General features: G+C 36.9%; 8 protein-coding genes. 6 read left to right on the plus strand and 2 right to left on the minus strand.

All coding sequences use genetic code 11. From position 1 onward, the window contains the following. Positions 1-13 precede the first annotated feature (13 nt). The 3 genes from GVN22_RS01195 (at position 14) to GVN22_RS01205 (ending at position 3,326) form a co-directional block, all read left to right on the plus strand. Positions 14-895 (plus strand): TIM barrel protein, encoded by an 882-nt coding sequence (locus GVN22_RS01195; protein WP_166549236.1) that lies wholly within the window; start codon positions 14-16, stop codon positions 893-895. 553 nt (positions 896-1,448) lie between these two features. Then, entirely contained in the window at positions 1,449-2,390 is a 942-nt protein-coding gene (locus GVN22_RS01200; protein WP_166549237.1) for an NAD(P)-dependent oxidoreductase, read from the plus strand. Positions 2,391-2,540: 150 nt separating this feature from the next. After that, positions 2,541-3,326 carry a sterol desaturase family protein gene (locus GVN22_RS01205; protein WP_205690742.1) on the plus strand — a complete coding sequence of 262 codons (786 nt, stop codon included), beginning with the start codon at positions 2,541-2,543 and terminating at the stop codon, positions 3,324-3,326. 61 nt (positions 3,327-3,387) lie between these two features. Here the strand turns inward: GVN22_RS01205 and GVN22_RS01210 are convergent, their stop codons facing one another. Then, entirely contained in the window at positions 3,388-4,215 is an 828-nt protein-coding gene (locus tag GVN22_RS01210) for a septal ring lytic transglycosylase RlpA family protein (protein WP_166549238.1), read from the minus strand. A 783-nt stretch (positions 4,216-4,998) separates the two neighbouring features. Here GVN22_RS01210 and GVN22_RS01215 point away from each other — a divergent pair. From GVN22_RS01215 to GVN22_RS01225, 3 genes are all read left to right on the plus strand, one after another. Next, entirely contained in the window at positions 4,999-6,975 is a 1,977-nt protein-coding gene (locus GVN22_RS01215; protein WP_166549239.1) for an alpha-1,4-glucan--maltose-1-phosphate maltosyltransferase, read from the plus strand. Positions 6,976-7,799: 824 nt separating this feature from the next. Further along, positions 7,800-10,841 carry a TonB-dependent receptor gene (locus GVN22_RS01220; protein ID WP_205690743.1) on the plus strand — a complete coding sequence of 1,014 codons (3,042 nt, stop codon included), beginning with the start codon at positions 7,800-7,802 and terminating at the stop codon, positions 10,839-10,841. Between the two features lie 14 nt (positions 10,842-10,855). Further along, the gene (locus GVN22_RS01225) at positions 10,856-12,541 is read left to right on the plus strand and encodes a RagB/SusD family nutrient uptake outer membrane protein (protein WP_166549240.1); all 1,686 of its coding nucleotides are present in this window, start codon (positions 10,856-10,858) and stop codon (positions 12,539-12,541) included. A gap of 144 nt (positions 12,542-12,685) precedes the next feature. Here GVN22_RS01225 and GVN22_RS01230 read toward each other — a convergent pair whose 3' ends face one another. Continuing rightward, complete coding sequence (locus tag GVN22_RS01230; protein ID WP_166549241.1) at positions 12,686-13,117, minus strand: nuclear transport factor 2 family protein; 432 nt, start codon at positions 13,115-13,117, stop codon at positions 12,686-12,688. Positions 13,118-13,125 lie beyond the last annotated feature (8 nt).

The following is a 13,125-nucleotide window of genomic DNA, read 5'->3' on the forward strand; positions in this document are numbered from 1 at the left end:
TCAATTTAGAGCAATGTTGAACGAACAAACATCTCGTCGTGACTTCCTCAGAACTAGTCTTTTGACAACTGCTGGCGCAGCACTTCTTTCGAACGATTTATTCGCAAATATTAAAAAAGGTGAAAAGAGCCACATTGGTGTCCAATTGTGGTCAGTACGTGAAGATGTTTCTAAAGACCCTAAAGCCGCTTTAGCTAAAATTGCTAAAATGGGTTATAAAAACGTAGAAGGTTTCGGATATTCAAATGGTAAATTCTTTGGCTTATCGGCAGACGAATATTTAAAAACCATGAATGACAATGGCTTAAAAATGCCATCTGCTCATAACATGATTACGTCAAAAGATGTCGTAAACGGTCAGCTTTCAGACAGCTACAAACGTATGTTGGAAGATGCAGCCAAAGTTGGTCAGAAATACACTATCGTTCCTTACATGCTCGACGATGACCGTAATCAAGGTAAATTGATGGCTGATATTTTCAACAAAGCAGCAGAATATGCTAAAACGTTGAACTTGAAATTTGGCTATCACAACCACGATTTCGAATTCAAATCGCCAAATGGTGAAATGCTTTATACTACTTTATTAGACAATACAGAAAAACATATCGTATTCGAAATGGACTTGTATTGGGCAGTAGTAGCAGGTCAAAAACCAGCAGATTGGTTCAACAAATACAAAGGACGCTTCACACACGTACACGTAAAAGACCACGATCCAGTGAAAAACGTAAGTGTTGAAGTAGGTGAAGGAGATATCAACTTCCAAGAAATTTTCAACAAAAAAGACGTAGCAGGTATCAAATACTTTATCGTTGAACTTGAAGCATACAAGCGCACGCCAATGGAAGGTATCGAAATTAGTTTGAACAATTTGAAAAAATTGAAATTCTAATTTCCGTTTTCCTTAAAGGAGAATCATTTTAAACTGAGTGAATGGTAGTTGAGTGAATGAGTGATTATTATTTCAATCAACATTTCAACGATAAAAGATGTAATACCTTGTATTCAAAGATGTGTCATTTACAATTTTAGCATCCTCAAAAGCGGTCGAGAAAATTTCGACCGCTTTTTTGATTTATGGAAGATGCTCAGTTGAACTTAACATGTATTCAGTATTAAAGTAGTTCTTAACCAAGGCTTCCATTTAGCGGGTGAACTTATTCACCCGTGACAAAAATATTTAAACTGCTTCATTTGCAGGCTAGGAGATTGTATCTGTTTTCTCTATTATTATCCCAAAACTCGAAATGACTTGCGCTTTTATTTAGCCCTTACCTAAAAGCCCAAAGCCGATACCCGAAAGCCCCTTACCCTCCAACATATACCTATTTACCTACAAATATTTCGTTCAGAATGAAACCCACCGTAACTTTGATTCGTTTTATAATAAACTTGATTACAGTACATTTTAAGTTCTTTCTTTCTGACAGGACAAAGTAGATTAGATGAAGAAAAATATTTTGATTGCCGACGAAATGCACCTTAGCATTCATACAATGCTAACAGAAATCGGAATGACTTATGATTATTTCCCAGAAATTTCTCGTGCAGAGTTGTTGGAAAAACTCAAAGACTACGATGGTTTGATTATTCGTAGTAAAACGAAGGTAGATATCGAAATGCTTGATACCGCACCTGAGTTGAAGTTTATTGGTAGAGCAGGCGCTGGTCTCGACCTTATCGACGTCGCAGAAGCCGAGCGCAGAGGAATTATTATTTTTGCCGCCAATGAAGGTAACCGTGATGCTGTGGGCGAACATGTTATTGGGATGCTTCTATGTCTTTTCAATCATATCAATACTGCTGATGTAGAGGTTCGTCACAAAATCTGGAAGCGAGAAGCCAATCGTGGCATCGAACTCATGGGTATGACTGTTGGATTGATTGGATATGGAAATATGGGCAGTTCGGTAGCAAAAAGATTATCAGGATTTGGGGTAAAGGTATTGGCTTATGACAAATACAAAAGCAATTTTAGTGACCAATATGCCCAAGAAGCCACATTGGAGGAATTGTTTGAGCAGGTAGATGTCTTAAGTCTTCACGTGCCATTAACCTCTGAAACCAAAATGATGGTGAATACAGACTTTATTAATTCGTTTCAGAAACCATTCTTTTTGGTAAATACAGCTCGTGGCGAGGTAGCTTCGGTTTGTAATATTGTAGAAGCCTTAAACTCTGGGAAGTTAAGAGGAGCTTGTTTGGATGTTTTGGAAAATGAAAAAATGTCTCAACTCAGTGCTGAGCAAGAAAGTTATTACGAAGCACTTTTCCAGAAAAAAAATGTCATTCTTACCCCTCATATTGGTGGGTGGACTCATGAGAGCTATGTGAAGATTAATGAGGTATTGATTGAAAAGATTAAAGAAGTCCATTCTCATAATTAGCACAACAATATTTTTTAAGTAAAAACCTAAAGTGTCGACTCAATTTTACTCAAGTCGACACTTCAGATTTCTATTTCGAATATTATTTTGTACGATTACACTATAGCGAATTTCCTTCAAACAATTTCGACTTAAATCAGTTAGTGAAGTATGAAAACTTCATTAGCTGATTTTGATTTTTTAGACCCTACTACATTTATCATTACCTGTATTGCTATGTTTTTTGTGGTAATGATTCGGTATTTTATTCTTTCAGGATTTTTCCATAGTTATTTCTATTTGTGGAAAAAAGAAGAATGGAAACTTCGCAAAATCAATGCAAAAGCCTATCCTCCAGAACAGTTTAAAAAAGAAATAACTTGGTCTACGCTAACAGCAGTCTTATTTTCTGTTATTGGAGCATTCACAGCCGTACTTTGGCAAAAAGGCTATACACAATTATATACAGACTTACATTGGTATGATGTAGTTTGGTTTCCATGTAGCATTGTCATCTCGATGCTTATTCATGAAACCTATTATTATTGGGTTCACAGATGGATGCATCATCCGAAAATCTACCATCTTGTCCACAAAATCCATCACGATAGTAAAATTACCTCTGCTTGGACAGCCTTTTCGTTTCATCCAATTGAAGGTTTATTAGAAGCACTTATTATGCCAGTCATTATTTGTATTATTCCTATGCATATTTATGCCGCAACGGTTCATCTAACCATTATGACGATTACGGCGGCTATCAATCACTTAGACATTGAGATTTATCCTAAAACAAAATGGGGAAATTGGTTGGGGAAAATCATGATTGGAGCTACTCACCACAGTCATCATCATAAGTATTATCGTTATAACTTTGGTTTGTATTTTACCTTTTGGGATAAAATTGGTAAAACCGAAAGCCCTAAATTTCAACAAGAGTTTGATGAAAGAGCATAAAAAAAGGAGACGATAAACGTCTCCTTTCACAGTGTGGTAATAATAATTGTAATATAAAATCTTAGTAGTTATAGTGAGTACGAACTAAGCCTCTATAGCCTCTTTCTTGTAACCACATAACTCTTTCTGATGCAGCTTCTTTTGTATGGAATTCACCGAAGAGAATACGATACACTTTACCCATTTCTTTTTGACCTACTTGAACAAAAATTTCTTCAGGTGACAAACCTAATTTCACAAGTTCGTCATACATATCATGAATTTTGTTTAAGCTTGTCAAAGCTGTTACTTGCACAGCAAAGCCTCTTGGAGATTTCACTGAACCATTTATATCATAAGTTCTATCTTCAGAAAATGCCGTAGAGTAGCTACTTGGAGAAGTTGCTGCTACTGAAGCTTGAGGCATCAATGAGGTAGGTTGTACAGGCACTCTATCTTGAGTACTTGCTGCAATATCATAATCTCTATAAATATTTACCTGAGAAGCAGGTCTAGCATTCAACACTTCAACTCTTACTTGAGCTTTACCACTTGCAATCATACCCAAACGAGAAGCAGCTTCTCTTGACAAATTCAACAATTTGCCTTCTTCTTCACAACGACAATAATCATTTACGCGTACATCAACCGTGCGGTTATTTTCGAGGTTTGTTACTCTCAAGACCGTGTTTAGAGGATACTTTGAATGCGAAGCTGTAAGCTGTGCATCATCATAGCGCTCTCCATAAGACGTTAAATTTCCAGTTAAATTTTTACCGTAATATTTTGCAATCCCTTCTTCTACTACATTATTTCCATAAGAACCACTATACTCAGAATTTTGAGCTTTTGTAACCATCAAACCACCTTGAACTAAAATAAGGAAAGCGGATGCGATTAATTTTTTCATAATTGTTATTCAGATTATGTGTTTATTTTCAGATGTGTTTTAAGAAACGTAGTGCTAATACTCGATGAAACCCTCGAAATTTGAAGCAAATGTATAAAATGTCTATTATAAAGTTTATACAATTTTTAACAAAAATCATGCCAGCGTTAATATATCTTAGCTAAGTTTAAGCACAATAAGGCTTTAATTCAAAATTAAACAGATAAAAGCCTCAAAAAACTTATGAATTGGAGATTTTATGAACCAATTCAAGGTTTCTCTGGTATTTCAAATTCTATGTTTTGTCCAACTTTCAGGCAAAACATTATACTTTATAAATGTGTGAAGTAAGGAGATATGAGATTTGAGTGGCTTACTAAAAAGAATTTGTCTTTTTCAAAGATTTATAATTACCTAGGCTTGATATTCAAACTCTTTCTATAAAATATTGTAAGTCCTTGTTTATTTACTAGCTTATATCGTGCCAAACTTTTGTAAAACTCAAAATTTTATTAAAAAAACTTGTTTTACTTTTAGATTTTAGATTTCGACAATTAGAAATATATTTGTATAGGCGCTATCAAGGCATTGCTTGTGTCAATCTTTGGTATTGCTCTACTATTAAATAACATTTTTATAAACAAAAACATTCTGTGTATCTAGAGTAAGTTTTGAACAATGTTTTGGAGATCTCAGCTTGCCGAAATGATAATTATCTAATAATCAACCTTTAATCTCTTAACTCATTTTTCTTCATTGTTATTTAGATACCAAAACCATTTTCCCATTTTAGAACAAATAGCTATGGCTAAGACAAAACAATCTTCAAAAAAACCACAAAACGGACAGAGTCGAGTAATTATCGAACGTGTAACTCCTGAAATCGATGGAGGGCGTTTTGCTATTAAAGCTGTACAAGGGGATACCATTCATGTAGAGGCTGACGTTTTTTTGGATGGTCACGATATTCTCGCAGCAAGATTGCTCCATAAGCGCAACAATGCCAAAGACTGGATTGAAACCCCCATGTATTTTATCAATAACGACCGCTATGGGGCATCGTTTGGAGTCGAAGACAATGGTTTATACGAATACACCATCGAAGCATGGGTAGACCATGCCGCTAGCTGGGAGCACGAAATCAGCATGAAAATTAAGGATGGACAACATGTCAATATTGAACTACTCGTAGGCGCTAATTTATTAGATTATATGGCAACAGTAGCTTCAGCATCGGACAAGCCGCTGATTGAACATGCGGCAAGCCTATTCCGTAATCCTGAAGAATACCAACATGCTATTGAGTTTGCTACAGGAGCTACCATGCACGATTGGATTCAGTTATACCCTAATAAAAAGTATATTAGCACTTACAAGACACTCAAACTTTGGGTTGACCGTGAAAAAGCTGCTTTTTCTTCTTGGTATTCGATGTTTCCTCGTTCAGCTGCATCAAAAAAAGGAGTACATGGTACTTTCAAAGATGTTGAAGAAAATGTAATTCCTCGTATCAAATCGCTTGGGTTTGATGTGTTGTATATCCCTCCTATTCACCCAATTGGACATCAGTTTAGAAAAGGGAAAAACAACTCGACCACCTGTGAACCTGGCGAACCTGGAGTTCCCTATGGTATTGGTTCTGAGTTGGGCGGCCATACAGCAATTCTTCCAGAATTAGGCACTTTGGATGATTTGAAACATCTGATTCAGACTTGTAAAGAAAATGGTATTGAATTAGCTACTGATTTAGCCATTCAATGTTCGCCAGATCACCCTTATACTAAAGAACATCCAGAATGGTTTAAGGTTCGTCCTGATGGAACCATTCAGTATGCAGAGAACCCTCCTAAGAAATATCAAGATATCTATCCCATCAATTTTGAGTCAGAAAACTGGGAAGCACTATGGGATGAATTGAAAAATGTCATCATGACTTGGGCAGACTGGGGTATCCGTCTTATTCGTGTAGACAATCCACATACCAAATCATTTAATTTCTGGGAGTGGGTTATTGCAGAAGTACAAGCCGTATATCCTGACATGATTTTCTTGGCGGAGGCATTTACTAAGCCAAAAGTAATGGCGCAACTTGCCAAATTGGGTTATGCCCAATCATATACCTATTATACTTGGCGCAATAACAAAGCCGAATTGACAGATTATATGATGGAGTTGACGCATACCGAACAGAAATATTATATGCGTCCTAACTTTTGGCCGAATACCCATGATATTTTGCCATGGTGCTTGCAAGGTGGTTTAGAACCGATGTTTATCACACGTTATTTTATGGCAGCTACACTTTCGGCTAATTATGGTATTTTCGGACCTGTATTTGAAAGCATGAACCACGAAGCAAATCCTGGAAAAGAAGAATATCGTAATTCGGAGAAATACGAAATCAAGCACTGGGATTGGTCTTTTGAAAATAAATTGACCCATATTATTCGTTTGACTAATCAAGCTCGTGTCGAAAACTCGGCTTTGCAACGAACCAATAACATTACTTTCTGTCAAATTGAAAATGACCAAGTATTAGCGTATCTAAAAACTCATGCAAATGGCAACCGTATTTTATGCGTTGTAAACTTAGACCCTTACAATCGCCAAGGAGGTGTAGTGAGAGTACCACTTTCGCAAATCCATAAGCATCAAGACCAAGAATATGTCGTTCATGATTTGTTGACAGGAGCCAAATATCACTGGAAAGGCGAATATAATTTTGTGGATCTTGACCCACATATTATGCCAATGCACTTGTTCAGAATTGAAGATATATAGTTACTGTTTTTTATTTAGGTTAATGAGTAAAATTAAAATGATTTTACCTGCACTGGGCTCTAGGCTTTATGCTGTAAGCTAAATGTTGAAAGGTATTTCTCGTGAAATAACGAAAGCTTTTTTGCCTAATGCCTTAGGCTTAAAATCTAAAGCATAATATGGCAATCTTATGTTGCATTACTTCTTAGGTGTTTAGTATCAAATCACATTTAGAAATTGCTTATTACTACCTAAGTATATTAAGAAATTATTAAGCCCAACTTCATACCTTAAGAAGTTGGGCTTATTTTTGGTTAAAATCATAAGCAAAAATACAGATACAATTGCATAGAGCCATTTTTTGAAACAATTCGGTTTACAATCGATTTCATAAAAATACTTGCCAAAAAATGATTTATTAATAAAAAAAATAATTAAATTTCTATTCCTAGGCTTAATTCAGATAAATTTCAGCTGTAAAGTTATCTCCAAACCAATATGACCATTTGAATATGATTATAACACATACTCTCTATCCAGCTCAATTATTCTTACCAAAATCCTCCTGTTTTTTCGGTAAAAAACGGCAATAGCTAGCCCTCTAATATTTCACTTTTTCTTAAAATCTCCATATTTCATTATGTGAGACTGGATAAACTTTGCCCAATGTTAAGAATAAATCAAGTTGACTTAATGATTTATTTACAGCCTCTCGGTTTTGATGGGATAACTTGCGCCTCCAAATTAAGCATTGGTGAATGCTAGAGACAGGATACTCGTGATTTTCTATAATTCTAAAAAGTATACAACATCCTGATACTCATACTTATCAACCCAATTTTATCATGAACAAACTCTACTCTCAGAGTCTTACCAGCAAACTAGCCGCTGGTTTGCTATTAGGTGTTTGTGTGGGGCTTTCGCCCACACCGCTTCATGCTCACAACCGTGCAGCATTATCTAATTACAGCTTAGAAAAATTAATGACTAGTGAAATTCCTGTAAAAGGAAAAGTCATTGATGCCACAACTAACGAACCGCTTATTGGTTGTTCGGTTGCAGTGAAAGGTAGCAAGCGTGGTGTAAATACCGACGCAAAAGGAAATTTTGCATTGAATGTTGACGAAAAGGCAACTTTGGTCATCACTTTTGTAGGATACGAAAGACAAGAAATAGCGGTAAATGGCCGTACACAAATAGAGGTTTCGTTAAAATCAACTGCGTCTGACTTAGAACAAGTTGTTGTCGTAGGTTATGGTAGTACAACGAAAAAAGATGTAACAGGTTCGGTAAAATCATTGAAAAGTGCCGAATTTAACCAAGGTATTATCAACACTCCTGAATCTTTATTACAAGGTAAAGTATCTGGGGTAAATGTAACTTCAGCGAGTGGTGAACCAGGTGGTACACAAAACATTACGGTTCGTGGACCAGGTGGTGTTCGTACAGGTAGTACTCCATTGTTTGTAGTTGATGGAATGGCGCTTGATAACTCGTCAACAGGTGGTGCAACCAACCCTTTGACATTTATGAACCCTCAAGACATTGAGTCTATCGACGTATTGAAAGATGCTTCAGCTACGGCTATCTATGGATCAAGAGGTGCCAATGGGGTTATTTTGATTACTACTAAAAAAGGAAAATCAGGATTCTCTTCGTTGACATATTCTGCTAGCTACGGTTTGTCTACTATGGCTCGTCCGTTGAATGTATTTACAGCTGATGAATATCGTAAGCAAGTAGTAGCTGTTGGTGGTGTATTAGAAGATTTTAAAGGCAATACCGACTGGCAAAAACAAATCAGCCGTACTGCTGTGACACAAAACCATAACTTATCTTTTGGTGGTGGTGCTGACAAATTGACTTATTATGGTTCATTTGGTATCCAGAATCAAGAAGGTATTATCAAAAATAGCCAGTTGAATCGTTACTCTGGTCGTTTGAATGTTACGCAAAAACTATTAAAAGACCGTTTGACTGTTGATGTAAACTTAAATGCGTCACAGACCTACAACGAACGTCCTCCAATCGGATCTGTATTGGGTAGTGCTATTTCTACAAACCCAACGATTCCTGCTTATGACGCCAATGGCAATATCTATTTGTACCAATCAGGTACAAACCCATTGTTGGCTTTAAAGTTGGAGAAAGATGCAACAACCACTACCAGACTTTTGGGGAATATCTCTCCTTCATTGAAAATTACAGACCACTTAACGTACAAACTTAACTTCGGGATTGACTATTCAAGCGCACACCGTGATTTGCAATCCTTGGCTAACGCTGTACCACAACAAGATGGTCGTTTGGAATCGATTGACACTTGGAATACTAACCGCTTGATTGAAAACTATTTGACTTATAACAGAAACATTGGCAAAGATCATACTTTCTCAATGTTGGTGGGTCACTCTTATCAAAGATTCTACTTCCAAGGTCGTGGCTATAGTATCAATAAATTCCCTATTACTGACCTTGAGCCAATTTATAACCCAGGCTTAGGACAAGAATTGACTTTGGCAAACAACAAGCCTTACGGTTATGCGACTATCAACGAATTACAATCATTCTTTGGTCGTGTAAATTACTCATTCAAAGACAAGTATTTGTTGACAGCAACAGTTCGTGCTGACGGTTCATCAAAATTTGGTGCTAACAATAAATACGGGGTATTCCCATCATTCTCGGCAGGTTGGAGAATTTCTGAAGAGGAATTCATGAAAGGTTCGGCTGTAAGCAACCTAAAGCTAAGAGCTGGTTGGGGTAGAACAGGTAACCAAGAAATTCCTTCAAAAATTACTCAAGCACGCTTTACTTCAGTGGTTTCTGGTACAACATCTTATCCTTTGGATGAGTCGTCTACTTACCCTGCTGGTACTTCATATACTCGTTTGGCTAACCCGAATATTCAGTGGGAACAGTCTACTCAAACTGACTTAGGTTTAGATTTCGCATTTTTGAATGGTGCTTTGAGTGGTACAATCGATGCTTTCCACAAAGTTTCTGGTGATATTTTGTTAGAAGTAATTCCTTCTGACCCAGTACAACCAGCAGGTACATTCTGGACAAACGTGAAGGATATGACTATCACCAACAAAGGTTTGGAATTAGAATTAAACTACCGTCATTCTACGAAACAAGGTTTGACTTACGAATTTGGTGGAAACATTACTTTCATCAGCAACGTAGTAAACAAATCACCTTACTCGGTAATTCCTTCTGGTTCGGCTTCAGGTTCTGGTTTGACTTCAGCTACTATCAATGGTTATGTAAATGGTCAACCTATCGGTACATTCTTCTTGAAAGAATTTATTGGTTTGGATGATAAAGGTTTGAGTAAATACAGAGATGTTGACGGTGATGGTATCGTTACTGACAACGACCGTATTGCAGCAGGAACAGCTTTACCAAACAAACAATATAACTTCTTTGGTCGTGTGAGCTACAAAGGTTTTGATTTGGCCGCTAACTTTAATGGCGTATCTGGAAACAAAATTTATGACAACACAGCTAACGCAAACTTCTACAAATTGCGTCTTTCAAAAGGAATCAACACTACTCCAGAGGTATTAGCATTCTCGAATGAGTCTGTTAACAACTCTGCTCCAGTATCGACAAGATTCTTGAAAGATGGCGCATTTTTACGTTTGAATAACCTTGCATTAGGTTACACATTCGATACCAAAAAGCTAGGAATCAACGAATGGATTTCGGGCTTGAGATTATCAGTAACTGGTCAAAACTTATTCGTAATTACCCAATACAATGGTTATGACCCAGAAGTAAACACCGACCGTACTATCAACGGTATTACTTCTTATGGTATCGATTATTTAAGTTATCCAAAAGCAAGAACGGTTGTATTTGGACTTAACGTAACATTCTAATTTTCTAAAGAAACATGAAAAAACCAGTTATATTCCTTTCATTGTTAGCTTCTTTGATAGCAAGTCAAAGTTGTACTAACCTCGAAGAACAAGTACTAGACGAATCTTTTTCTCCGAGTATTTCTTATGCTGATATTGCTAATGGTACTTTAGCACCTGTATATGCTTTATTACCAAGTGTATTTTTACATACTAACTATTTTGCTATTCAAGAAATCTCTACAGACGAGGCTATTTTGCCTTACCGTGGAGGTACAGACTGGGGTGACAATGGTATTTATTTAGCCTTGCACCAGCATACACAAACCAGTACAGATCCAAACTTGAAAAACACTTGGAACTTTATTCTACAAGGTATTTCTCGTTCGGTTTCAGCTATCAATGAGTTTCAAGGTAAGACAGATGCAACTTCTCAGTTGTACTTGGCAGAATCACGTGGTATGCGTGCCTATTACTCAATGTTGACGTTGGATTTGTTTGGTGTTGTTTTTGTAAAAAATAGTGTTGGTGAAACTTCGAAAGTAATCCGTGGTGCTGAAGCAGTAGAATATATCAAATCAGAATTGTTGGCAATTGAGCCAAACCTTTCAACTACAGTAGGTCCTGGTCGTTTGAACAAAGCTGCTGCTTGGGGTTTATTGGCTCGTTTGTACTTAAATGCTGCTGTTTATCGTAATGTGACAGCACAGACTGTAACTTTCTCGAATGACGATTTGGACAAAGTAATTGAGTACACTGATAAAATCATTAACTCAAATCAGTACCAATTATCACCAGATTATTTCTCAATTTTCAATAGCGATAACCATAGCAACAAAGAAATTATCTTTGCTGTTGACCAACGTGCCGAGTTGAATGGTCATAACCGTTTGGCATACTTCTCGTTGTCGGGTGACCAATTCCCATTGCCAGCATTCCCTGCGGCAAATGGTACTGATGGACCTGCCATTACTTCTGATTTCTATCGTACTTGGGTAAATGCTTATGGCTCGCAAGACCCTAGCGTTGATCCACGTTTTTACAAGCAAAACCTTTCGATTTACTCAAACCCTGCTGACTCATGTGTAACGGCTGAGAGCTTTAATATCAACCGTGGTATTTTGCGTGGTCAACAATATGGTTTGATTCGTAAAAATGGGGTATTCTTGAAATGTCCAGATGGAAAAATGAAGGTAGGTAAACTTTACAATGACACACGTAACCGTCCAACTACTCCAGTAATCTTTACGGAAAAAGTAGACTTTACAGTAGCAGGTTCTGATTACTCAACTGGTTACCGTGTTGAAAAATACGAATTCTCGAAGAAATCTACTTCAGGTCGTAACTTAGGAGATGCTGATATTGTAATCTTACGTTTGGCAGATGTGTATTTGATGCGTGCTGAAGCAAAATTGCGTAAGAGTAACGATGCCGCTTCGGCTTTGGCGGATGTTAATACGGTTCGTGCATCAAGAAAAGCGGCAACACCTCCTCCAGCCTTGACAAGTATGTCATTAGACTTATTGTATCGTGAAAGAGGTTTTGAGTTTTACTGGGAAATGCTTCGCCGTACAGATATGATTCGTTTTGGTAAATACGAAGATACTTGGACTGAAAAAACAAATACAGACCGCAACAAACGTATTTTCCCAATTCCACAAACAGCCATCGACGGTGCATCTAACCTTCCAGGCTACTTAGTGCAGAATCCATCATACTAATTATTTCGGATTGTAGATTTTTGAATTCGGATTTCATGAACACCCTTTTCTAAAAAGTTTAGAGAAGGGTGTTTTTTTATGCTGCTACTATGTTAGAATGCTGATACCTTTTAATCCGAAATCAGCCATCTCAAATCTGCAATCTCATTGGTTGTTATAATAAGTAAAATCCTTTGTGATTTTTCCATTCTGTAAGGTAAAAATCGTGCAGATGGGTAACTCAAAAGTATTGCTTGGCATAGAGCCTTTCGAGATAAACTCTACTATGATATGGTTCGAATCTGAAGGATAAACACTAATAACACTGTCCCGAATATCTGGAAACATTTTGGCTAGTTCGGTATATTTAGCAATAGTTTGCTGCTGTGATTGCTTAACAGTACCATTACCAAAAGAGGGGTCCTTAAAATCTGCGGAGTCGACATACATCGCTGCCATTGACTTAAAATCATGACGGTTAAAGTGTTCAAAGTAGGTTTTGACAAAGGCCTCTGCTTTTTGTTTATTGGAATCTTCTTTTTGAGATTGACAACTCCAAAGGGTCATCACCGATAGTATTACAAATAGATTTTTCATAGCAATAA

The organism is Cellulophaga sp. BC115SP (assembly GCF_009905545.1).
Taxonomy (GTDB): Bacteria; Bacteroidota; Bacteroidia; order Cytophagales; family Spirosomataceae; genus Flectobacillus; species Flectobacillus rivi.